This is a genomic window from Variovorax sp. RTB1 (assembly GCF_035018765.1).
Taxonomy (GTDB): domain Bacteria; phylum Pseudomonadota; class Gammaproteobacteria; order Burkholderiales; family Burkholderiaceae_C; genus Variovorax.
On the sequence record NZ_JASJXG010000036.1, the window covers coordinates 16,158 to 37,072 of the forward strand.

At 63.0% G+C, this 20,915-nt stretch carries 25 protein-coding genes; 16 read left to right on the top strand and 9 right to left on the bottom strand.

Translation table 11 applies throughout. The features are described 5' to 3' along the window. Positions 1-20: 20 nt before the first annotated feature. Complete coding sequence (locus QN397_RS19185) at positions 21-677, bottom strand: glutathione S-transferase family protein (RefSeq protein WP_323497342.1); 657 nt, start codon at positions 675-677, stop codon at positions 21-23. 87 nt (positions 678-764) lie between these two features. Here QN397_RS19185 and QN397_RS19190 point away from each other — a divergent pair, with 87 nt between their 5' ends. Next, positions 765-1,982: a polyhydroxyalkanoate depolymerase gene (locus QN397_RS19190; RefSeq protein WP_323497441.1), complete on the top strand. Its 1,218-nt coding sequence runs from the start codon at positions 765-767 to the stop codon at positions 1,980-1,982. Positions 1,983-2,012: 30 nt separating this feature from the next. Here the strand turns inward: QN397_RS19190 and QN397_RS19195 are convergent, their stop codons facing one another. Then, positions 2,013-2,462 carry a CBS domain-containing protein gene (locus QN397_RS19195; protein ID WP_187051114.1) on the bottom strand — a complete coding sequence of 150 codons (450 nt, stop codon included), beginning with the start codon at positions 2,460-2,462 and terminating at the stop codon, positions 2,013-2,015. Between the two features lie 98 nt (positions 2,463-2,560). Here QN397_RS19195 and QN397_RS19200 point away from each other — a divergent pair, with 98 nt between their 5' ends. Both QN397_RS19200 and QN397_RS19205 read left to right on the top strand, forming a co-directional pair. Continuing rightward, on the top strand, positions 2,561-3,871 hold the full coding sequence (locus QN397_RS19200; RefSeq protein ID WP_323497343.1) for an O-acetylhomoserine aminocarboxypropyltransferase: 1,311 nt from the start codon (positions 2,561-2,563) through the stop codon (positions 3,869-3,871). A 1-nt stretch (position 3,872) separates the two neighbouring features. After that, a complete protein-coding gene (locus QN397_RS19205; RefSeq protein ID WP_323497344.1) occupies positions 3,873-4,679 on the top strand; it encodes an alpha/beta hydrolase in 807 nt (268 codons plus the stop codon). A gap of 28 nt (positions 4,680-4,707) precedes the next feature. On the opposite strand, the gene QN397_RS19210 is transcribed toward QN397_RS19205, so the two are convergent. Next, a complete protein-coding gene (locus QN397_RS19210; protein WP_323497442.1) occupies positions 4,708-5,100 on the bottom strand; it encodes a thioredoxin family protein in 393 nt (130 codons plus the stop codon). A gap of 19 nt (positions 5,101-5,119) precedes the next feature. Then, on the bottom strand, positions 5,120-6,391 hold the full coding sequence (locus QN397_RS19215) for a YihY family inner membrane protein (RefSeq protein WP_323497345.1): 1,272 nt from the start codon (positions 6,389-6,391) through the stop codon (positions 5,120-5,122). Positions 6,392-6,456: 65 nt separating this feature from the next. On the opposite strand from QN397_RS19215, the gene QN397_RS19220 reads away from it, so the two are divergent. Together QN397_RS19220 and QN397_RS19225 are read left to right on the top strand one after the other, a co-directional pair. Next, complete coding sequence (locus QN397_RS19220) at positions 6,457-6,918, top strand: DUF2069 domain-containing protein (RefSeq protein WP_323497346.1); 462 nt, start codon at positions 6,457-6,459, stop codon at positions 6,916-6,918. After that, positions 6,915-8,333, top strand: coding sequence for an FAD-binding oxidoreductase (locus QN397_RS19225; protein WP_323497347.1), 1,419 nt, complete (start codon positions 6,915-6,917; stop codon positions 8,331-8,333). The genes QN397_RS19220 and QN397_RS19225 overlap by 4 nt, the downstream gene beginning before the upstream one ends. A gap of 42 nt (positions 8,334-8,375) precedes the next feature. Here the strand turns inward: QN397_RS19225 and QN397_RS19230 are convergent, their stop codons facing one another. Genes QN397_RS19230 through nthA form a run of 3 tightly spaced genes read right to left on the bottom strand, consistent with a single transcriptional unit; the run spans position 8,376 to position 10,083 of the window. Further along, a complete protein-coding gene (locus QN397_RS19230) occupies positions 8,376-8,738 on the bottom strand; it encodes a nitrile hydratase accessory protein (protein ID WP_323497348.1) in 363 nt (120 codons plus the stop codon). Next, positions 8,735-9,442: a nitrile hydratase subunit beta gene (gene nthB, locus QN397_RS19235; protein ID WP_323497349.1), complete on the bottom strand. Its 708-nt coding sequence runs from the start codon at positions 9,440-9,442 to the stop codon at positions 8,735-8,737. The genes QN397_RS19230 and nthB overlap by 4 nt, the downstream gene beginning before the upstream one ends. Beyond that, complete coding sequence (nthA, locus tag QN397_RS19240; protein WP_323497350.1) at positions 9,439-10,083, bottom strand: nitrile hydratase subunit alpha; 645 nt, start codon at positions 10,081-10,083, stop codon at positions 9,439-9,441. The genes nthB and nthA overlap by 4 nt, the downstream gene beginning before the upstream one ends. A gap of 110 nt (positions 10,084-10,193) precedes the next feature. On the opposite strand from nthA, the gene QN397_RS19245 reads away from it, so the two are divergent. The 11 genes from QN397_RS19245 (at position 10,194) to QN397_RS19295 (ending at position 18,251) form a co-directional block, all read left to right on the top strand. Continuing rightward, positions 10,194-10,463, top strand: a complete 270-nt coding sequence (locus tag QN397_RS19245; RefSeq protein ID WP_323497351.1) for a type II toxin-antitoxin system CcdA family antitoxin — start codon at positions 10,194-10,196, stop codon at positions 10,461-10,463. After that, the gene (locus QN397_RS19250) at positions 10,463-10,777 is read left to right on the top strand and encodes a CcdB family protein (protein ID WP_323497352.1); all 315 of its coding nucleotides are present in this window, start codon (positions 10,463-10,465) and stop codon (positions 10,775-10,777) included. The genes QN397_RS19245 and QN397_RS19250 overlap by 1 nt, the downstream gene beginning before the upstream one ends. A 1-nt stretch (position 10,778) precedes the next feature. Then, complete coding sequence (locus QN397_RS19255; RefSeq protein ID WP_323497353.1) at positions 10,779-11,615, top strand: thymidylate synthase; 837 nt, start codon at positions 10,779-10,781, stop codon at positions 11,613-11,615. Continuing rightward, complete coding sequence (locus QN397_RS19260; protein ID WP_323497443.1) at positions 11,615-12,106, top strand: dihydrofolate reductase; 492 nt, start codon at positions 11,615-11,617, stop codon at positions 12,104-12,106. Before QN397_RS19255 ends, QN397_RS19260 begins: the two co-directional genes overlap by 1 nt. Continuing rightward, positions 12,103-12,882, top strand: coding sequence for an exodeoxyribonuclease III (gene xth, locus QN397_RS19265; RefSeq protein WP_323497354.1), 780 nt, complete (start codon positions 12,103-12,105; stop codon positions 12,880-12,882). The genes QN397_RS19260 and xth overlap by 4 nt, the downstream gene beginning before the upstream one ends. Then, positions 12,875-13,408: a hypothetical protein gene (locus QN397_RS19270; RefSeq protein WP_323497355.1), complete on the top strand. Its 534-nt coding sequence runs from the start codon at positions 12,875-12,877 to the stop codon at positions 13,406-13,408. Before xth ends, QN397_RS19270 begins: the two co-directional genes overlap by 8 nt. A gap of 180 nt (positions 13,409-13,588) precedes the next feature. Beyond that, entirely contained in the window at positions 13,589-14,455 is an 867-nt protein-coding gene (locus QN397_RS19275) for a branched-chain amino acid ABC transporter permease (protein WP_323497356.1), read from the top strand. Then, a complete protein-coding gene (locus tag QN397_RS19280; protein ID WP_323497357.1) occupies positions 14,455-15,468 on the top strand; it encodes a branched-chain amino acid ABC transporter permease in 1,014 nt (337 codons plus the stop codon). Before QN397_RS19275 ends, QN397_RS19280 begins: the two co-directional genes overlap by 1 nt. Beyond that, the gene (locus tag QN397_RS19285; RefSeq protein ID WP_187051093.1) at positions 15,461-16,249 is read left to right on the top strand and encodes an ABC transporter ATP-binding protein; all 789 of its coding nucleotides are present in this window, start codon (positions 15,461-15,463) and stop codon (positions 16,247-16,249) included. The genes QN397_RS19280 and QN397_RS19285 overlap by 8 nt, the downstream gene beginning before the upstream one ends. Then, positions 16,236-16,943 carry an ABC transporter ATP-binding protein gene (locus QN397_RS19290; protein WP_187051092.1) on the top strand — a complete coding sequence of 236 codons (708 nt, stop codon included), beginning with the start codon at positions 16,236-16,238 and terminating at the stop codon, positions 16,941-16,943. Before QN397_RS19285 ends, QN397_RS19290 begins: the two co-directional genes overlap by 14 nt. Positions 16,944-17,060: 117 nt before the next feature. Further along, positions 17,061-18,251: an ABC transporter substrate-binding protein gene (locus tag QN397_RS19295; RefSeq protein WP_323497358.1), complete on the top strand. Its 1,191-nt coding sequence runs from the start codon at positions 17,061-17,063 to the stop codon at positions 18,249-18,251. A gap of 39 nt (positions 18,252-18,290) precedes the next feature. Here the strand turns inward: QN397_RS19295 and ntrC are convergent, their stop codons facing one another. Further along, complete coding sequence (ntrC, locus tag QN397_RS19300; RefSeq protein ID WP_323497359.1) at positions 18,291-19,811, bottom strand: nitrogen regulation protein NR(I); 1,521 nt, start codon at positions 19,809-19,811, stop codon at positions 18,291-18,293. 25 nt (positions 19,812-19,836) lie between these two features. Next, the gene (glnL, locus tag QN397_RS19305; RefSeq protein WP_323497360.1) at positions 19,837-20,913 is read right to left on the bottom strand and encodes a nitrogen regulation protein NR(II); all 1,077 of its coding nucleotides are present in this window, start codon (positions 20,911-20,913) and stop codon (positions 19,837-19,839) included. Positions 20,914-20,915 lie beyond the last annotated feature (2 nt).

The following is a 20,915-nucleotide window of genomic DNA, read 5'->3' on the forward strand; positions in this document are numbered from 1 at the left end:
ATTCGACCAGCGCGAAAACGTCAGAACTCGGCGTCCAGCTCGTCGATTTCTTCGGGCTCGAGCTTGGCGTCGGCCACCCACTCTTTCATCGCGGGCAGCTCCATCACGCGCTTGCAATACGACATGCAGGCGCTGTCGAGCGGCACGTCGTAGCTCAAAAAGCGCGTGACGACCGGCGCGTACATTGCGTCGGCGATGCACGGCTGCTTGCCGAAGAGAAACGGACCGCCATAAGACTTGAAGCACTCGCGCCAGATCGCGACCACGCGGTCGATGTCCGACTGCGCTCGCGACCACACCTTGAAGCCCTTGAAATGGGCCTTGATGTTCATCGGCAACGCGCCGCGCATCGAGGCGAAGCCAGAGTGCATTTCGCCGCAGATGGCGCGGCAGTGGGCGCGCGCCGCAGCGTCGGCAGGCAGCAGGCCGGCCTTGGGCTTGATCTCGTTCAAGTACTCGCCGATGGCCAGCGTGTCCCATACCTTGATGCCGCCATGTTGCAACGAAGGCACCAGCATCGACGACGAGAGCAGCAGCATCTCGGCCTTCATGGCCGGATCGTCCGGCGGGATGATCGTCTCGCTGAAATCGAGCCCGGCTAACTTGCACATGAGCCAGCCACGCAGAGACCACGCGCCGTAGTTTTTGCTGCTGATCGTGAGAACGGGTTTGGCCATGCGATGACACTCCTTGGGACTGTAGGACTTCGTTCTGCAAGGCCCATGCCACCACCGCATGGCCCGCAACTTGCCTGCAGCAGCGTCATGCTCTACCGGCTCTATCAAACCCAGGCCGACATGATGTCGCCCGCCCGTCTCTTCGCCCAGTTCACTGGAAGCGCGTTGTGGCAAGACGGCTCCGAGCGAACCATGGCCCGCAAGATGGCCGCCAAGCTCGAAGTCTTTTCGCGCATGCGCCTCACGCATTCGCGGCCCGACTACAACATCAAGAGTGTGCTGGTCGACGGCGTCGAAACGGCCGTCACCGAAGAGAAAACGCTGGTGGCAGACTTCGGCACGCTGCTGCACTTTCGCAAAGACACTAAAGCGGTGCACCCGCCTGTGTTGCTGGCCGCACCGTTGTCGGGCCATTTCGCGACACTGCTGCGTGAAACCGTGCGCACTCTGCTGCGCGACCACGACGTGTACATCACCGACTGGCACAACGCACGCGATGTGCCGCTGTACAAGGGCGGCTTCGGCCTCGACGAATACACGCTGCAGTTGATGAGCTTCATGGAAGCCATCGGCCCCGGCGCGCACATGGTGGCGGTGTGCCAGCCCTGCGTAGCCGCGCTCGCCGCTACGGCACTGATGTCTGAAGACGACAACCCCGCCACGCCGCGCAGTTTGACGCTGATGGCCGGCCCGGTCGATTGCCGCATCAACCCGACGGGCGTGAACACACTGGCGGTGAGCAAGCCGATCAAGTGGTTCAAGGACAACCTCATCAGCCGCGTTCCGTTTCCGCACCCCGGTATGGGGCGCAAGGTGTACCCCGGCTTTCTTCAGCTGTCGGCCTTCATGAGCATGAATCCGGAGCGGCACAAGAAGCAGTTTGAAGATCTGTACACCCATCTGGTCGAAGGCGAGACCGAAAAGGCCGACGCCATTCGCAATTTCTACGACGAGTATCTGGCGGTCAACGACTTGGCGGCGGAGTTTTATCTGGAGACGGTCGAGCGGGTGTTCCAGACTTACGACCTGCCGCGTGGCGAGCTCACCGTGGGCGATCGCAAGGTGAACCCGGCCGCCATCCGCAAGACGGCGTTGATCACGGTCGAAGGCGAGAGGGACGACATCTGCGCGGTCGGCCAGACAGTGGCTGCGCAGGACCTGTGCACCGGCGTTCGACCTTATCTACGGACCCACCATTTGCAGGCCGGCGTCGGGCACTACGGCGTGTTCAGTGGCAGCAAGTGGAATGCGCAGATTTATCCACGCGTGCGCGAGGCGATTCACGCGGCGGCCGACCTGCACTGAACCGACTCCCACTGAGCCGAATCGATCGGCTCAGTTGCCCGGCTCTTCTTCCGTGGGCCAGTCTCGGATATACGCCTTGAGCATCTTGTTCTCGAAATTCTGGCTGTCGACCACCGCCTTGGCGACGTCGTAGAAGCTGATCACGCCCATCAACACGCGTTTGTCCATGACGGGCATGTAGCGCGCGTGGCGCTCCAGCATGATGCGGCGGATTTCATCGAGGTCGGTCTCGACGGTGCAAGTGACGGGTGCATCGTCCATCGCCCGGCGAACCTGGCCGCCAACCTGGCCGCCATTGCTGACGATCGCCAGGATGACTTCGCGAAACGTGAGCATTCCGACGAGGTCGCCGTGTTCCATGACGACGAGCGAGCCGATGTCTTTCTCCGCCATGACCGAAACCGCGGTCGACAGGGGCTCATCGGGCGTAACGGTAAAGAGGGTGCTGCCCTTGACGCGCAGGATGTCGCTGACCTTCATCTTGATGCTCCTCGGCTCGGCGGAATGCCAAATTGAATATAGCCCACAATGACCGGCGATCAACAAGATCGGCCTCGCGTTTTTGCCCAAGGAGACCCATGCCCGGCTATTCAGACCCTGGTTTCGACACGCTCGCGCTGCACGCCGGCGCGTCGCCCGACCCCGCCACCGGTGCCCGCGCGACGCCGATCCATCTCACCACTTCGTTCGTCTTCGAGTCGAGCGACCATGCGGCCGCGCTCTTCAACCTGGAGCGCGCGGGCCATGTCTACTCGCGCATCAGCAACCCGACCAACGCGGTGCTCGAACAGCGCGTCGCGGCACTCGAAGGCGGCATCGGCGCCATTGCCACGGCCAGCGGACAGGCCGCGCTGCACCTGAGCATCGCGACGCTGATGGGCGCGGGCTCGCACATCGTCGCGAGCACGGCCCTCTATGGCGGCTCGCAGAACCTTTTGCACTACACGATGCGACGCTTCGGCATCGAGACGACCTTCGTGAAGCCGGGAGATTTCGACGGCTGGCGGGCCGCGATCCGGCCCGAGACCAAGCTGCTCTTCGGTGAAACCGTGGGCAACCCCGGCCTCGATGTGCTCGACATTCCGGCCGTGAGCGACATCGCGCACGCGGCCGGCGTGCCGCTGCTGGTCGACTCCACGCTGACGTCTCCGTACCTCATCAAACCCTTTGATTGGGGCGCCGATCTGGTCTACCACTCGGCCACGAAATTCCTTTCGGGGCACGGCACCGTGATCGGCGGCGTGGTGGTCGATGGTGGCAGTTTCGACTGGGAACGATCGGGCAAGTTCGCAGAGCTGACCGAGGCCTACGACGGCTTTCACAACATGGTCTTCAGCGAGGAAAGCACCGTCGGCGCCTTTTTGCTGCGGGCCCGCCGCGAGGGCCTGCGCGACTTCGGTGCATCGATGAGCCCGCACACCGCCTGGCTCATCCTGCAGGGCATCGAGACATTGCCTCTGCGGATGGAGCGGCACATCGACAACACGCAGAAGGTGGTCGAATTTCTGGCGGCGCATCCGTTCGTGTCACGTGTCGGCCATCCGCTGATCGAATCGCATCCGAGTCATGCGCTGGCGAAAAAGCTGTTGCGTCACGGCGCCAAGGGTGCCGGTGCAGTCTTCAGCTTCGACATCAAGGGCAGTCGCGAGCAGGGCAAGACTTTCATCGAAGCGCTGAAGCTCTTCAGTCATTTGGCCAACGTGGGTGACTGTCGCAGTCTGGTGATTCATCCGGCGAGCACCACGCACTTCCGGATGACCGACGAGGCGCTGGCGGGTGCGGGGATTTCTCAAGGGACGATCCGGCTGTCGATCGGGCTGGAAGACCCGGCTGACCTGATCGACGATTTGAAGCGGGCTTTGAAGGCAGCTGAAAAGACGGGGGCCTGATGTGAACTACACAGTCAACGGCCACACCACGTACGCCTACACCGGCGGCAAGCCCCTCGATGCGGCCAAGCCGACGGTCGTCTTCATCCACGGCGTGCTCAACGACCACAGCGTCTGGATTCTTCAGAGCCGTTACTTTGCCAACCATGGCTGGAACGTGCTGGCTGTCGACCTGCCCGGCCACTGCCGCAGCGCAGGCGCGCCGCCAGCGAGCGTCGAAGAGGCCGCGCAATTCATCGTTGCTCTACTCGACGCAGCCGGCATCGAGAAAGCCGCGCTGGTCGGCCACAGTTTTGGTTCGCTGATCGCGCTTGAAGCGGCTGCCCGCGCACCAACCCGCGTAACGCACCTTGCGATGGTGGGTACGGCCTACCCGATGGTCGTGTCACCGGCACTGCTCGAAAGCTCGCTCAACCAGCCGCTGCGCGCGATCGACATGGTCAACAACTTCTCGCATTCGATGTTGGCACCGCCGCCCTCCTCACTCGGCCCCGGTACCTGGCTCTACGGCAGCTCGCGCGCGCTGATGCGCCGGGTTCTGTCGAGCAACCGCGACGTCAACGTCTTCCACGTCGGCTTCAAGGCGTGCAACGACTACGCGGGCGGTGAGTCGGCGATTTCGGCGGTGCGATGTCCTGTCCTGTTCCTGCTTGGCGATGCCGATCAGATGACGCAGCCGCGCGCCACAAAGACGCTGACGAGCAAGACGCCGAATGCCAAGGTGGTGATGGTGCACGCCGGCCACGCGCTGATGAGCGAGGCGCCGGACGATGTGCTGTTCGCGTTGCGGGATTTTTTGCGCGGTTGACCGGTTCAAGCTCGGGGCATCGGCACCTTCACGGTGTACCCACCGAAAAAGTTGCCGGCGAGGCTTCGAGTGCCTTCAGCAGCGCGGTCACCTCTGGCGCCGCAGGCTGGGGCGATTGCAACGCAGACAACAACCGGCTCAACGTTTCGGCGTGCGGCAACAACGGGCCGGCGAAACGCGTGCCGTCTGCACCAGCGACCAGCAGCGTCGGAAAAGTCTCGACATCGAAATCGTCGGCGATGTCGGCGTGGTCTTCGATGTCGACCCACGCGAATCGGAGCGAAGGATGCGCACGCGCGACCTGCTCGAACAGCGGCCGGTATTCGCGACACGCGCCGCACCATTCGGCGCACAAGCAGACGACCCACGGCACGCTGGCAATGGCCGGTGCCTGCGCAGGCGCGCCAGGGATGGCGAGCACGGCAGGGGCATCGAGTGCGTCAGGCGAAGCGGTCACGCGGGGGGAGCTTGGCAATTTCGGGTTTGACAGGCAATGCATTCGCCAGAACATCTCGCAAGCGCAGCGAACGCAGCGGCCCTTTTTGCCACAGATTCTCTAGCGGCGCAGCACTCGGCATCAAAAGCTCCTCGAGCAAGGGCTCGAGCGGCGTGGCTGGGTCGGCCAACAAGACGTAGCGCGCGTCGCCAGTGCCGAGTTCTTCGGCAATCGGCGCGATCCAGTCGAGCGCGACCAGCGTTTCGAGCACCGGCGCCAACTGCAGCGGGTCGACCTTCATCGTCGCGACCAGAGCTTCGGCGCTCAGGCCCCGCCGCGCCGTCCCTTGCGCCCGCGACAGATGCTGCAGCGATTCGACCGCGAGCTGCAGCGGCCAGCCGGCCGTGTTGCCGCGCCGCGAGACACCGGCGATCAGGCTCGGCAGGTAGGCCGCGATCACCGCGCCGAGCAGCACGATGACCCACGCGACGTAGATCCACACGAGCAGGATCGGAAGGGTCGCGAAGGCGCCGTACACCATCGAGTAGCTCGGCACCAGTCGCAGGTAGTAGCCGAGCACGCGCTTGGCGATTTCGATGGCGGCCGCCACGAAGAAGCCGCCGACCCAAGCGTGCGACCAGCGCACGTTGGTGTTGGGCACGTAGTGATAGAGCGACGCGATGCCGGCGGCCAGCAAGACGAATTCGAAGGTGTCGAACAGCAGCTTGAGGATGCCGCCACTGTCCCCGACGACTCCCCGCGACGCCGCGAAGACATACGACGTCGTCGACAGGCTGATGGCGAGGATCAACGGCCCCAACGTGATGGCCGCCCAATAGATCAGCACGCGCTGAGCGAACGGTCGCGGAGACCGCACGCGCCAGATGTTGTTGAGCGTCTTGTCGATTGTCAGGAAGAGAGCGATGGCCGTGACCAGCAGCACGAGCAGCCCGGCGATGCCGAGCCCGCTGGCCTTGCTGGAGAACTGATTGAGATAGCCCAGCACCTGTCGCGCGATGTTGTCCGGGATCAGGCTTTGGATGAACCAGCGCTGGAGGCGTCCCTCCAGCGTCGAGAACATCGGAAACACGGTGAAGAGCGCCAGCGCAACGGTAAAGAACGGGACCATCGCGATGGTCGTGGTAAAGGTCAGGCTGCTCGCGGTGAGCCCCAGCCGGTCTTCGCGAAAGCGCTCACCCAGCACCGCGGCGGTGTTGCGCCACGGAAAGCGGGCAAAGCCTTTCCAGAGCTGCTGTCGATCCATGGTCGGTATCATAGGAGTGAACCCTTGCGCGGCCCGAGGAACGCCGCTGGCGCCATGCACGAGGGGAGATCTCGAACATGAAAACCACCTCCCCGCAGCCCTCTTCAGCCGCCGCTTCCACCGCCGCTGTCCCCGCAGCACCGGTCAGTTCCAGCGTGGTCGCAACGCGCCGGCTCGCTGTCGGCAGCCTCGTGGGACTCATCTTGCTCGGCCTTGTGTGGGAGCTGTGGCTTGCGCCGATCCGGCCTGGCGGATCGCTGCTCGCGCTCAAGGTGCTGCCGTTGGTCGTGCCGCTCGCCGGGCTGCTCAAAAACCGCATGTACACCTACCGCTGGGTCAGCCTGATGATCTGGCTTTATTTCATCGAGGGCGTGGTGCGCGCCTGGAGCGACCGCAATGGCGTGGGTCAGATACTCGCGCTGATCGAAGTCGGCCTGTGCCTCTCTCTTTTCGTGGCCTGTGCCTGGCACGTGCGCACGCGCTTGAGCCAGGCCGCCGCTCTTCGAAACGTTGGCAATCTGGAGGGTTCAGCGCCTTGACCGCACTCATCGAACAACTGCGCGCCATCGTCGGCGCTGGCAACGTCCTTACAGAAGGCGACCTCACCGTATGGGAGCAAGACTGGCGCAAGCGCGAACGCGGCAAGGCGCTGGCCGTTGTCCGCCCGGCCAACACGCAGCAGGTTGCCGCAGTCGTCAAGGCCTGCGCCGCAGTCGGCACGTCGATCGTGCCGCAGGGCGGCAACACCGGCCTCGCGGTCGGGTCGACGCCCGATGCCAGCGGCACGCAGGTGCTGCTGAGCCTGCAGCGCATGAATGCGATTCGCGCCACCGACGCGGCCAATCTGACGATGACAGTGGAAGCCGGTTGCATCCTGCAAACGCTGCAAGAGGCGGCCGAGAAGGCCGGGTTTCTGTTCCCGCTGAGCCTCGCCGCCGAAGGCAGCTGCACCATCGGCGGCAACCTGGCGACCAACGCTGGCGGCACGCAGGTCGTGCGCTACGGCAACACGCGGGACCTCTGCCTCGGGCTTGAAGTCGTCACGCCGCAAGGCGAGATCTGGGAGGGCACCAGTGGCCTCCGCAAAGACAACACCGGCTACGACCTGCGCGATCTGATGATCGGCAGCGAAGGCACCCTCTGCATCATCACGGCCGCCACGATGAAGCTGTACCCACTGCCCGCCGCACGCCTCACAGCTTGGGCAGCCGTGCCCTCGCTCGAACACGCGGTGACCTTGCTGGGCCTCGCGCACAAGCACCTCGGTTCCGGCTTGACCGGCTTCGAAGTGATGGGCAAGTTCGCACTCAGCCTGGTAGCCAAGCACATGCCGCAACTGCGCGTGCCCTTCGTCGACGATGCCGCCGTGCCGTGGTGTGTACTGCTGGAAAACTCGGACAGCGAGTCCGAGGAGCATGCGCGTGCGCGCTTCGAAGCGCTGCTCGAAACGGCCTTCGAAGACGGCTGCGTGACCGATGCGGTCGTTGCCGAGAACCTGACGCAGGTGCACCAGCTCTGGCACATCCGCGAGAACATTCCGCTGGCGCAGGCCGAAGAAGGCTTGAACATCAAGCATGACATCTCGATCGCGGTGTCGCGCATTCCGGCCTTCGTGGCGGCGACCGATGCGCTGCTCCAGCGTGAGATTCCGGGTGTGCGACTGGTCAATTTTGGCCACCTCGGCGATGGCAACCTTCACTACAACGTGCAGGCGCCGATCGACGGCGATCCGAAGGCTTTTCTCAACGAGCAAGAAGGGCGGGTCAATACGCTGGTGTACGACGCGGTCGCTGAATTCGGCGGCTCGTTCTCGGCCGAGCATGGTATCGGCGGGCTCAAGGTCGACAAGCTCGAAAAGCACAAGTCGCCGGTCGCGCTCGGCATGATGCGCGCGATCAAGCGCGGGCTCGACCCGCAGAACATCTTGAATCCTGGACGTGTGATCCGCGTCTGAAGCGCTGGGCGACGAGCGGAGCTGCGCCGACCCTCCGAGGTTTCAGCCGAAATCGGTTGCGCGCAATTCGATCGATTGCCCGTGCGGTGTCCGGTCGGCCGCGTGGTCCCAGGCGTGGCGGTAGGTCGCCAACTCATCGGTCGAACTCGCGCCTTTTTCGGCGACCAGGCTTTCGAGTGCCGCCAGCCAGTGACGGTAGTAGGTATCGCCGGTGTCCGGATCGCCTGCAGCTTGCGCAGCTGCGATCTGCCGCGACAACGCGTCGGCCCACTCCACCCATGTAAATAGTCCGCGCTCGTGCAGCGCCAATGCCATTGCGAATGCTTGCGCCTCCCACGGCTCGCGGAAGACGGGTCCCTCGGCGTCGCGCGGCAGTCCCGGAGACGACGCGAACAGATCGCTCATGCGGCCTCGTGCAAGTAGCACTCCCAGGCGTCGACCGATACGTCGGAGCCTCCACCGTGCTCCAGCGTCTGATCGGACCAAAGCTCCGCCGCGTCGAAGACCACCGTGTAAAGCCATTGCGGCGCTTCGCCCAGGCCCTGCGCATGGCTGTCAGCGAAGACATGCGTGCCGAGCACGCGGTCGATGCGGCCGCGCTTGCCGCGCACGTAGCACGGCAAGCGGGTGTGGTGATCGACGGCCTCCGCGCGGGTGCGAACCCACTGCCCGACCGCGAAGCGCGCAGACGTTGTGGCAGGGCGTTCGGTCGGCGTGCCTTTGGCCAACGCGGCGGTGACGCTGAAAGCCTGCAATGTGCGCAACACCGGTGCGGGGTCGTGCAGCATGCGGCCTGCAGCCATTTCGTCGGCAAACAACTGGCCGCGCTGAAGCATGAGCTTTTCAAGCGCGGCGCACCAGATGCGGTAGTAGTCGAGCTGCGAGTAGTCGGACAGGGTTTCGCGTACTGCCCGGCTGGTGTCGATGTTCCAGCTGCCGGTTGCGCCCATCGCCAGCGTCATGGCCAACACGCGTGGCTCCCAATCGGCATGAAAGAGTTCGCCTTCGGGCTCGGGCAGCACTGCGCCGTGACCGGCCTGTCCGCCGAGATCGGCATGGCTGACGTACGGCGTCGTTTGCGGCATCGTGCCCATTGTTGCGCCGCTCATGCCGACGTTCCCGGCGCGGGGGCCTGCGTGTGCGCATGCACGAGGGCGGTGCCGATCATCGAGTCGCGCGACACCAGCGCGGCGAGTTGCGCTTCGTCCAACGCCTCGGTGCCCGCGGGCCGCTCGGGGATCACAAGGTAACGCACCTCGGCCGTCGAATCCCAAATGCGAATGCGCGCGGCCTCGGGCAACGTCACGCCAAAATCAGCCAACACGCCGCGCGGATCCTTGACGGCCCGCGCGCGGTAGGCGGCGCTTTTGTACCAGGTGGGCGGCAGGCCCAGCACCGGCCACGGATAGCAACTGCACAGCGTGCACACCACCATGTTGTGCAGCGCTGGTGTGTTCTCGACCGCGACCATGTGCTCACCCTGCCGACCGCTGTAGCCGAGCGACGCGATGGCCGCACTCGCATCGGCCCGGAGCCAGTCGCGATACGCGGGGTCGACCCACGACCGCGCCACGACGAGCGCGCCATTGCGCGGACCGATGCGGGTCTGATAGGTATCGATCAATACGTCTAGCGCTGCCGGGTCGATGTAGCCCTTTTGCGTGAGCACGGTCTCGAGAGCACGCACCCGCAAATCCATGTCGCTCAGCTCGCTGTGCGCATGACCATGATCGTCGTGGTTTTGAGTCATGGGGCGATGCTACGCCGGGCACCAGAAATTTAAAACGCCTGCCTCGCTACCGCTCTCACGCGGCAAGTGCGCGTAAACTATGCGCATAAATCATCCACGAAAAGAAGCACATGCTCCACTTCGATAACGCACCCAAGAAGGCAACCAACCTTTCGCTGAACAGCAAGGTGCTGGAAATGGCGCGCGAGCTCGGCATGAATGTTTCGCAAACCGTCGATGGCTTGCTGGCGGAAGAGGTGAAGCGCCGTTACTGGGAAAAGTGGGCTGAAGAGAGCCAACAAGGCGTCGCGGCGCACAACGCACGAATCGCCAAAGAAGGTCTGCCTTTGGCCAAATACAGAACCTTTGCGCGCAGCCTCGGCGATGGGAAGAAAGCCTGATGGCACGCTTCGATGTCTACGCGAACCCTGAAGCGGCCGGCCGCACCGCGATTCCTTTCATACTTGACGTGCAGAGCGACTACCTTGCTGGCTTTGAAACGCGCGTGGTCGTGCCACTTTTCGCTGCCGGTCGATACAGTACCCCGGTGCGCGGGTTGAACCCTCAGTTTGAAGTTGCGGGGAAATCCGTCGTCATGGACACGGCCTCGATCGGTGCTATTCCCATAGGAGAGTTGCGTCGACCCGTCGTCAACATTGCTACCCACCAACTTCAAATCCAGGATGCCCTCGACGCATTGTTCGGAGGCTATTGAAATGACAAGTCCTTATCCCGTTCGTTCCCAATACGAAGACTTCATGCGCCACGTCGACACGCACGGCGTGCACAAGAGTGACCGCACCGGCACCGGCACGAAGAGCGTGTTCGGCTACCAGATGCGCCTCGACTTGAACGAGGGCTTTCCGCTGATCACGACGAAGAAGGTGCACGTCAAGTCGATCATTCAGGAACTGCTGTGGTTTCTCACCGGCTCCAGCGACAACAACTGGCTGACCGAGCGCGGCGTCACGATCTGGAACGAGTGGGCACGCGAGGACGGCGACCTCGGCCCGGTGTATGGCGTGCAGTGGAGGAGCTGGCCGACGCCGGACGGCGGCCACATCGACCAGATCTCCGACGTCATCAAGACGCTCAAGACCAATCCGGATTCGCGCCGCATCATCGTGAGTGCATGGAACGTGGCCGAGCTGTCGAAGATGGCGTTGATGCCATGTCACGCCTTCTTCCAGTTCTACGTGGCACCGCCGCAAAACGAAGGTGAGCGCGGCAAGCTGAGCTGCCAGCTCTATCAGCGCAGCGCCGACATCTTCCTGGGCGTTCCTTTCAACATCGCGAGCTACGCACTGCTCACGCACATGGTCGCGCAGCAGTGCGATCTCGATGTCGGCGACTTCGTCTGGACCGGCGGCGACTGCCACATCTACAGCAACCACGCGGAGCAAGTCGCGCTCCAACTAAGCCGCACGCCGCACCCGTATCCGACGCTGGTGATCAAGCGCAAGCCCGAGTCGATCTTCGACTACCAGTACGAAGACTTCGCGTTCGAAGGCTACGACCCGCATCCGGCCATCAAGGCACCGGTCGCTGTGTGATGCGCATCAACCTCATCTTCGCGCGTGCGGCCAATGGCGTCATTGGCGCGAACGGCACCTTGCCTTGGCACTTGCCGGAAGACATGGCGCACTTCAAGGCGCAGACTGCCAAGGCGCCGGTGATCATGGGTCGCAAGACCTGGGACTCACTGCCACCCAGATTCCGGCCGCTGCCGGGCCGCACCAACATAGTCGTGACGCGTCAGCAAGCCTGGCACGAAGAAGGCGCGCAAACCGCATCGAGCCTTCTCGATGCGCTGGCCCACGCCAAACAGACGCAAGCACCCGAAGTTTGGGTGATCGGCGGCGCGGAGATCTATGCGGAGGCCGAACCGCTGGCGCAGCGCGCAGTCATCACCGAGATTCATCGCGATTACGAGGGCGATGCGTTTGCGCCTGCAATGGCGGCTGGCTGGCACGAGACCTCCCGCACTCCCCACACCTCGACGAACGGACTGCGGTTCAGCTTCGTCACGATGGAACGACCATGAAGATCGCCACCTGGAACGTAAATTCCCTGACCGCTCGCCTGCAGCACGTGCTCGACTGGCTTGCCGCCAATCCCATCGATGTGCTGTGCCTGCAAGAGCTCAAGATGAGCGACGAAAAGTTTCCGCTCGATGTACTCAAGGCGGCCGGCTACGACGCTGCGGTGTTCGGCCAGAAGACGTACAACGGCGTCGCGATCCTGAGCCGCCTGCCGATGCGCGACGTCGCGAAAAACATCGGTGGATTCGTCGACGAACATTCGCGCGTAATCAGCGCCACGCTCGAAACGCCGATTGGCGATGTGCGCGTCGTCAACGGCTACTTCGTCAACGGGCAGGCGCCGGGCAGCGACAAGTTCGCCTACAAGATGCGCTGGCTCGATGGCTTGCGCGAGTGGCTTCGCGCGGAAATGGCCGCACACCCGAAGCTGGTGCTGCTCGGCGATTTCAACATCGTGCTGGAAGACCGCGACAGCTTCGACCCTATCGGGCTGGCCGAGACCATTCATCACACGACTGAAGAGCGCGACCACTTCAAGGCCTTGCTGGCGCTCGGCTTGACCGACAGCTTCCGGCTTTTCGAGCAGCCAGAAAAGAGCTACTCGTGGTGGGACTACCGGATGCTGGGGTACCAGAAAAACCGTGGCCTGCGCATCGACCACATCCTTGTCAGTGGGCCATTGGTACCACTCGCAAAGAGCTGCACGGTCGATCGCGTCCCCCGCAAATGGGAGAAGCCGAGCGACCATGCGCCGGTGACACTCGCGCTCGGTGGCTGAACCGATGCGTCGCTATTGCCTTCTTTCAGGCCTCGTCCTGTCGCTCGCGCTGTCGTCCCTGCTCGCGGGATGTGGTCTCTTCAAGTCGGACGAGAAAGAAGCGGCCAAAGAATCTGCAGCAACCGCATCGGAAAAGGCGGCTGAAGCCAATTCGGATGTACCGACGGTGCGACTCATTAGTGCGCAGACACCAGCTGTCAAAAGCTATCGCAAGATTGCCGCAGCGCACATCTACAAGATCTACCCAAAGCGCATCTTCAAGGGCAAGATTCCGCCGCTGGTTTACGCAGTCGTCGTAGTCGAGACTGATGTCGATGCGAACGGCAAGGTGATCAACGTTTTCTACAGCCGCGTGCCGAGTCACGCACCTGAGGTGCCCCCGAAGATCGCCGAACTCATCAAGGAGGCGTCGCCGTTACCGAGTCCCGGCAAGCTCGGCGCCCACACCTATGTCGAGACCTGGCTTTGGGACAAGGGCGGCAACTTCCAGCTTGATTCGTTGACGCTCGGCCAGCGCTCGCGCTAGCTTTCCATGGACCTCGTTTCCCTGGACCTCGCGACCAACGTTGCACCGATCAGTCACTGAGGCGACAGCGAGTCTTCGGGCAAACCTCAGTCGACGAGAGCGACCCCAGCTTCCACAATCGCGGGCCTGCGTTGTAGACGTGCTTTCGAGCGTCGCGCAGGAGTTGTGCAGGGGATCGATTTGGAACTTTTTTTTCAGCAATTGCTCAACGGCCTGACCGTGGGCGGCGTGTACAGCCTGGTGGCGCTCGGCCTCACGCTGGTGTACGGCATTCTTCACGTCCCTAACTTCGCGCACGGCACGTTCTACATGGCCGGTGCGTTCGTCGGCTACTACCTGATGACGGCGCTCGGGCTCAATTACTGGATCGCCATGCTCGGTGCCGCCGCGGCCGTGGCGGTGCTGGCAATGCTGGCCGACCGACTCGTGTTTCACCCGCTGCGCAACGCGCCAGAACTGCACGACATGATCGCGGCCATCGGCATCCTGCTGTTCCTCGAAGCCGGCGCGCAGGCCGTGTTCGGCGCCGAGTTTCATCGCATGCCAACGCCTTATGGACAGGTCGTTGAAATCTTTGGATTGACCGCGCCGCTGCAGCGTCTGCTGATCATCGCGGGCGCGTTCAGCCTGATGATCTTGCTGCACCTGTTCCTGAACTACACCGTGATCGGCTCGACCATCATTGCGATGGCGCAAAACCGCGATGGCGCCGCGCTGGTCGGCATCGACGCCACGCGCGTAACGCTGCTGGTATTCGCAATTTCAGGGGCGCTCGCCGCTATCGCTGCGGTGCTCTATGCGCCCATCAACCTGGTGTATCCGGCGATGGGAAACCTGGTGATCACCAAGGCCTTCGTCATCATCATCCTCGGCGGCATGGGCAGCTTTCCGGGTGCCATCGTGGGCGGCCTGATCATCGGCATGGCGGAGAGCTTTGGCGGCTTCTATTTCTCGACCGACTACAAGGACATCATCGCCTTCGTTCTGTTGGTGGTGATCCTGTCGTTCAGACCGCAGGGCCTCTTCACCCCCAAGGGAGCGCGCTGATGAAGCTGCTCGAAGGCAAAGCCGGCTGGGCCCTGCTGGCGGTCGTTGCGCTGATCTTTCCGCTCTTCGCGCAGAACAACTACCTGCTCTCTGTCGCAACGCAAGCCTTCATCATGGCGATCGCGGCACTGGGGCTCAACCTCATCACCGGCTACACCGGCCAGTTCAACCTGGCGCACGGCGCTTTCATGGCGGTCGGCGCGTACACGGTAGGCATCCTGACGGTCGATCACCAGGTGCCATTCTGGGTCGCATTTGTGCTCGCCGGCTTGGTGACGGCCAGCATCGGCTTCTTCGTCGGGCTGCTGTCGCTGCGGCTCAAGGGCCATTATTTTTCGATCTTCACGCTGTGCATCAGCTACATCATGTTTTTGCTGATCGAAAAGTGGGAGAGCCTGACACACGGGCCGGTCGGCATCATGGGCATTCCGGCGCCGAGCGGCATCGGCCCGCTGCAGTTCGGCACGCCGCTGTCGCAGTACTACCTGGTGCTTGCCTTCCTGGCACTGGCCATCTGGATCATGGCGCGCATCGTGCGCTCGCTGCTCGGGCGCAGCTTCATGGCGGTGCGCAACAGCGACGAACTGGCCGAGGCGCTGGGCATCAACCTGATGCGCACCAAGACGCTGTCGTTCGTGCTGTCGGTGACGTACGCCGGTTTTGCCGGCGCGCTCTACGCCGGGCAGGTGCGCTTTCTCGGTCCCGATCTCGCAAGCGAAACCGTGACCTTCGACCTCGTGATGTTCATACTGGTCGGCGGCATCGGCACGCTGCTCGGACCACTGGTCGGCACCTTCCTGGTCACCTGGCTCACACAGAGCTTGCAGTTCCTGCAGGACTACCGCATGGTCGTCTTCGGTCCAGTGCTGATCGCGCTCATCATCTTCTTGCCCAACGGCATCGTCGGCACCTACCTGAAGCGGCGTGCGCGGCGCGCCGATGCAGCGGAGTCTGCTGCGGCCGAAACCACGCAGTTCATCGAAACGACGGCGAAGGCAAAGCACCATGCTTGAGATCACCGACCTGACCAAGCACTTCTTCGGCCTCACCGCCGTCGACCACGTCACCACGCGCTTCGAGCGCGGCCAGGTCAGCGCCATCATCGGCCCCAACGGCGCCGGCAAGACCACCTTCTTCAACCTGGTGGCGGGCACGCACAAGCCGACGTCCGGACGCATCGAATTCAAGGGACAAGACGTCACGGGCTTGCGGCCCGATCAGGTGGCAGGTCTCGGCATTGCACGTACTTTTCAGTCGACTCACCTGTTCGACAACGCAACGGTGCTCGACAACCTGATCGTCGGCTATCGGTTGCGCACGCAGTCGGGTCTGTGGGATGTCGTGGTCAACAGCAAGAGGCTCCAAGGCGAAGAGCGCCTGTGCCGCGAGAAGGCACGGGAGTCGCTCGACTTCGTCGGCCTCTCCCATATCGCGAACCGCATCGCCGCCGACATCACGCAAGAGGAGCGCAAGCGCGTCGCCTTTGCGCTGGCACTGGCAACCGACCCCGAGTTGCTATTGCTCGACGAACCCGCCGGTGGCGTCAATCCAGAAGAAACCGTGGGACTTGCGGCACTGATTCGAAAGCTGGTCGACCATGGCAAGACCGTGTGTCTGATCGAACACAAGATGGACATGATCATGCGGCTGGCCGACAAGATCGTCGTGCTCAACAACGGCGCCAAGATCGCCGAAGGAACGCCGGCCGAAATCCGCCGCGATCCGCAAGTCATCGAAGCCTACCTCGGGACCGATGCGGGAACCCATGCCGGAGCCGACCATGCTGCGGTTTGAAAACGTCGACCTTCACTACGGCAGCTTTCGCGCGCTGAGCGGCGTCACGATGCATGCGTCTGCCGGCGAACTCGTGGTTCTGCTAGGCGCCAACGGTGCGGGCAAGACATCGATCTTCATGGCGGCCAGCGGCATTCAAAAAGCGAGTGCCGGCAGCATTCGATTCGCCGACAGCGAGTTGGTCGGCAAGCGACCGGCGCAGATCGTCGGAGCCGGTGTTGTTCACTGCCCCGAAGGACGGAAGCTCTTTCCGATGATGTCGGTCAAAAAGAATCTGGTGCTCGGCGCCTATGTCCACCGCAGCGACAAAGCCGGCATCAAGCGTTCGCTCGACGAGGTGTTCGGCCTGTTTCCAATTCTCGAAAAAAAGCAGAACGACCCGGCCGGCTCGCTGTCCGGCGGGCAGCAGCAAATGGTGGCGATCGGCCGCGCAATCCTCGGACGACCCAAGGTGTTGCTGCTCGACGAGCCGTCGCTCGGCTTGGCGCCGCTGGTCGTGAAGCAGGTGTTCGAGGTCATCCAGCGGATCAACCGTGCGGGCACCACGGTGCTGCTGGCAGAACAGAACGCGTACTCGGCGCTGGCGATCGCGCATCGCGCCTACGTCATCGAACGTGGCCGCATCACGCTCGAAGGCGATCGTGATTCATTGCTCAACAACGAGGCGGTGCGCGCTGCCTACATCGGCGCCTGATCGCATGACCAACGTACGGCCCAACAATCACCTGCGCATGACCGCACGCGACAACGAGCCTCACCGCCTCGCTGCTACTTTCCTTCCATTCGTTTCAACCCTCAGGAGACTCTGACCATGAAGACCACGACCCTCCGCCGCCGCCTGGCCCTGTTGCCCATCGCTACGACCCTGCTCGGGGCGATAGGCGCCATGGGTGCCGGCTCTGCCTTGGCGCAAGACCTCGTCAAGATCGGCTACACCGGCCCGTTGAGCGGCGGTGCCGCGCTGTATGGCAAGAACGTGGTCAACGGCATAGAGATGGCGATCAAGGAGATCAACGCCGCCGGGCTCGAGGTGGCCGGCAAGAAGGTCAAGCTCGAACTCGTGTCGCTGGACGACAAGTACTCCCCGGCTGAAGCAGCCATCAACGCGCGTCGGCTGGTGCAGCAATACCAGACGGCGGCAGTGTTCGTGCCGCATTCCGGCGGCATCTACGCCATGCAGGCCTTCAACGAGCAAGAGAAGTTCATCGTGATGGCGTACTCGAGCACGCCCAAGATCACAGAAACCGGCAACAAGCTGACCATCCGCATTCCTCCGACGTTCAATTCGTACATCGAGCCGTTCACCAAATACGAGATGAAGAAGTACGGCAAGAAGGTCGGCATGCTGCCGGGTGACCACGACTACGCCAAGAACTGGAGCGCATTGTTCGAGCCAGCGTGGATCAAGGCCGGCGGCACGGTGGTTTCCAACAACCCCATGTCGTACAACCGCTCGGCCGACTTCTACAGCGGCGTGAGCCGGGTGCTGGCCGAGAAGCCCGACGTGCTCTTCATAGGCGGCCCTTCGGAGCCAACCGCGCTGGTCGCCAAACAGGCGCGCGAGCTCGGGTTCAAGGGCGGTTTTTTAATCATGGACCAGGCCAAGCTCGATGAGATGTCCAAGGTCACCGGTGGGCTGGCCATGCTCGAAGGCTCCATTGGTGTGATGCCGGTTTCATACGACGAACGCACGGGGCCCAAGGCCTTTGCCGCGGCATACCGCAAGGCGTACGGCGCCGACAAAGACCCGACCACCGAATCTTCGTACAACTACGCCATGACGCACGCGCTGGCCGCGGCCATGAAAGCAGCGGGTACGACCACCGATGCGGCCGCCATTCGCGCACAGATGAACGACGCGCTGATGAAGATGCCGAAAGAGCAGAACGCCGGCGAATTCAAGGGCGTCGATGCGGTGGGCGGCACCATCGTCGATCCGGTGGTCGTGACTGTCGAAGGCGGCAAGATCAAGCCGGTGAGCTTGAGCGAACTGCTGAAGTAAGGCACCCCGCCGCACACACCGGCATGCAGCAGGCCGGCATCACTCGATGCCGAGCTCCTGGATCTTGCGCGTGATCGTATTGCGTCCGATGCCGAGCTTTTGTGCAGCCTCGATGCGCCGGCCGCGCGTGTTCGCCAGCGCCGTGAGAATCAAACGAGACTCGAAGCGTTTCGACAAGACATCCCAGACATCGTTCCGCCCAGCTTCGAGCAGAGCCTGCGCCTCGCCTTCGAGCCCGGATTCCCAGCCTGCAGAACCCGCGGAGGTAGAAGCTTCTGTCATGGCGGTCAACACTGGCGCCGGCACAGCGATGTGCTCGACCGAATGGGAAGGCGCAACCGCCGCAACCTGCGGCTGGGCATGCGAAAGCATCGGCGCTTCGACCGGCACCACCGCCAGCACCTCGGGCGGCAAGTCTTTGGTTTCGACCAGCTGCGCGGGCGCCATGACGGTCAGCCAGTGGCAAATATTCTCGAGCTGACGCACGTTGCCCGGAAACGCGAAGGTCGCAAGCTGCGTCAGCGCGGCATCCGAGATGCGCTTGGGCTCGACGCCGAGTTGCTTGGCGCTCTGCTGCAGGAAGTGCCGAGTGAGCGCGGGCACATCTTCACCGCGCTCGCGCAAAGCCGGCAGGCGCAGACGAATCACGTTGAGCCGGTGAAACAAGTCTTCGCGAAAGCCACCGATCTTGACGCGCTGTTCCAGGTCTTGATGGGTTGCGGCGATGACGCGCACGTTCGCCTTGACAGAGTTGTGGCCACCGACCCGATAGAAGTGACCGTCGCTCAGCACGCGCAATAAACGCGTCTGCAGGTCGAACGGCATGTCGCCGATTTCATCGAGAAACAGCGTCCCGCCTTCGGCCTGTTCGAAGCGGCCGCGTCGCATGGTCTGCGCTCCGGTGAAGGCGCCGCGCTCGTGACCGAACAATTCGCTCTCGAGCAAATCCTTGGGAATGGCGGCGGTGTTGATAGCGACAAACGGGCCATTGGTGCGCGGCGAATGCTTGTGCAACGCGCGCGCCACCAGCTCTTTGCCGGAACCCGATTCACCGGTGATCAGCACCGTCACGTTGCTCTGCGACAGCCGGCCGATGGCACGGAACACGTCCTGCATGGCAGGTGCCTGGCCGAGCATTTCGGGGGCGGCGGCCATGCGCTCTTCGGCCACTTCTTCGCGCTGGCTTTCGTCGACGGCCCGACGGATCAACTCGACTGCGCGCGGCAAATCGAAAGGCTTGGGCAGGTATTCGAAAGCGCCTCCCTGGAACGCGGAAACGGCGCTATCGAGGTCGGAGAACGCCGTCATGATGATGACGGGCAGGCCGGGGTGCTTGGCCTTGATCTTGTCGAGCAAGTCGAGCCCGGAGCCGCCGGGCATGCGGATGTCGCTCACCAGGACTTGAGGGCCCTGCGTTTCATCGTCGGCTGCCAGCTCAAGTGCGGCGAGCACTTCGCGGGTGTTGGTGAAGCTGCGTGTCGGCAGGTCTTCGCGCAGCAGCGCTTTTTCCAGCACGAAGCGGATCGACTGGTCGTCGTCCACTATCCAAATCGGCTTCATGCAGCTCCTTGTTGCCATCGCTGCGCTATGGCAGCGGTATCAGTATTTTGAAATCGGTTCGGCCCGGTACGCTGTCGCACTCGATCAGGCCGTGGTGCTGCTGCACAAATGTCTGCGCTAGCGTCAGCCCCAGCCCGGTTCCACCTTCCCTTCCGGAGACGAGTGGGTAAAAGATGCGGTCCTTGATCGCATCCGGCACACCCGGTCCGTTGTCGATGACATGCAATTCCAGTGCCAATCGATACCACTGCTTATTGAAGATCACTTGTCGGGCAACGCGCGTCTTGAGCGTGATGCGCGCGTCGCCGGCCGCGCGTCGCTCGGCCAACGCCTGCGCCGCGTTGTGAACGATGTTGAGCGTGGCCTGAATCAGCTGCTCACGATCGCCGCGAAACTCCGGCAGTGACGGGTCGAAATCGCGCTCGATGTCGAGGTCGCGCGGGAACTCCGCCAAGATCACCGAGCGTACCCGCTCGCACACTTCATGGATGTTGACGTCACCCACCACATGCGGCCGCCGATGGGGCGCCAGCAGCCGATCTACCAGCGTCTGCAGCCGGTCGGCCTCATGAATGATGACCTGCGTGTACTCGACAAGATCACGCGACTCCACCTCCATCTGAAGCAGCTGCGCAGCGCCACGGATGCCGCCGAGCGGGTTCTTGATTTCGTGCGCCAGATTGCGAATCAGTTCCTTGTTGGCCTGCGCCTGGTCGAGCAAACGCTCTTCGCGGTCTTGCCGCACTTGCTGCTCGATGGGAATCAGCTCGATGATGAGTTCGCCCGGCTTGTCGCCTTGCGCCAGGGTCACCTGCACCGGCATCATTTCGTGGCTGCCGCGGCGCAGCAGCGCTTCGTAGCGCAGCGTCGCAAAGTCGTTGCTGCGCGCACCATCGATAGCAGTGCGGAAGACGTTCGGCTCATTGAAACAGTTGCCGAACGGTGAACCTTCAAGCGTTCGACGCGACGTACCTAGCGCGTCTTCAAGCGCGGCGTTGGCGAACGAAACCGCGCCGTCCATGCGGACGACGGCGATCAATGTAGAGAGAAGATCGAAGGTTTGAAAACGCTTGCCGGTGCCGGCGGGCTTGCCGAAAACCATCC

What these genes read in the sequence shown, in the direction of transcription:
- QN397_RS19185 (WP_323497342.1), bottom strand. Translation starts at nt 677, where the DNA reads ATGGCCAAACCCGTTCTCACGATCAGCAGCAAAAACTACGGCGCGTGG.
- QN397_RS19190 (WP_323497441.1), top strand. Translation starts at nt 765, where the DNA reads ATGCTCTACCGGCTCTATCAAACCCAGGCCGACATGATGTCGCCCGCC.
- QN397_RS19195 (WP_187051114.1), bottom strand. Translation starts at nt 2,462, where the DNA reads ATGAAGGTCAGCGACATCCTGCGCGTCAAGGGCAGCACCCTCTTTACC.
- QN397_RS19200 (WP_323497343.1), top strand. Translation starts at nt 2,561, where the DNA reads ATGCCCGGCTATTCAGACCCTGGTTTCGACACGCTCGCGCTGCACGCC.
- QN397_RS19215 (WP_323497345.1), bottom strand. Translation starts at nt 6,391, where the DNA reads ATGATACCGACCATGGATCGACAGCAGCTCTGGAAAGGCTTTGCCCGC.
- QN397_RS19220 (WP_323497346.1), top strand. Translation starts at nt 6,457, where the DNA reads ATGAAAACCACCTCCCCGCAGCCCTCTTCAGCCGCCGCTTCCACCGCC.
- QN397_RS19230 (WP_323497348.1), bottom strand. Translation starts at nt 8,738, where the DNA reads ATGAGCGATCTGTTCGCGTCGTCTCCGGGACTGCCGCGCGACGCCGAG.
- nthB (WP_323497349.1), bottom strand. Translation starts at nt 9,442, where the DNA reads ATGAGCGGCGCAACAATGGGCACGATGCCGCAAACGACGCCGTACGTC.
- nthA (WP_323497350.1), bottom strand. Translation starts at nt 10,083, where the DNA reads ATGACTCAAAACCACGACGATCATGGTCATGCGCACAGCGAGCTGAGC.
- QN397_RS19245 (WP_323497351.1), top strand. Translation starts at nt 10,194, where the DNA reads ATGCTCCACTTCGATAACGCACCCAAGAAGGCAACCAACCTTTCGCTG.
- QN397_RS19250 (WP_323497352.1), top strand. Translation starts at nt 10,463, where the DNA reads ATGGCACGCTTCGATGTCTACGCGAACCCTGAAGCGGCCGGCCGCACC.
- QN397_RS19255 (WP_323497353.1), top strand. Translation starts at nt 10,779, where the DNA reads ATGACAAGTCCTTATCCCGTTCGTTCCCAATACGAAGACTTCATGCGC.
- QN397_RS19260 (WP_323497443.1), top strand. Translation starts at nt 11,615, where the DNA reads ATGCGCATCAACCTCATCTTCGCGCGTGCGGCCAATGGCGTCATTGGC.
- xth (WP_323497354.1), top strand. Translation starts at nt 12,103, where the DNA reads ATGAAGATCGCCACCTGGAACGTAAATTCCCTGACCGCTCGCCTGCAG.
- QN397_RS19280 (WP_323497357.1), top strand. Translation starts at nt 14,455, where the DNA reads ATGAAGCTGCTCGAAGGCAAAGCCGGCTGGGCCCTGCTGGCGGTCGTT.
- QN397_RS19285 (WP_187051093.1), top strand. Translation starts at nt 15,461, where the DNA reads ATGCTTGAGATCACCGACCTGACCAAGCACTTCTTCGGCCTCACCGCC.
- QN397_RS19290 (WP_187051092.1), top strand. Translation starts at nt 16,236, where the DNA reads ATGCTGCGGTTTGAAAACGTCGACCTTCACTACGGCAGCTTTCGCGCG.
- QN397_RS19295 (WP_323497358.1), top strand. Translation starts at nt 17,061, where the DNA reads ATGAAGACCACGACCCTCCGCCGCCGCCTGGCCCTGTTGCCCATCGCT.
- ntrC (WP_323497359.1), bottom strand. Translation starts at nt 19,811, where the DNA reads ATGAAGCCGATTTGGATAGTGGACGACGACCAGTCGATCCGCTTCGTG.
- glnL (WP_323497360.1), bottom strand. Translation starts at nt 20,913, where the DNA reads ATGGTTTTCGGCAAGCCCGCCGGCACCGGCAAGCGTTTTCAAACCTTC.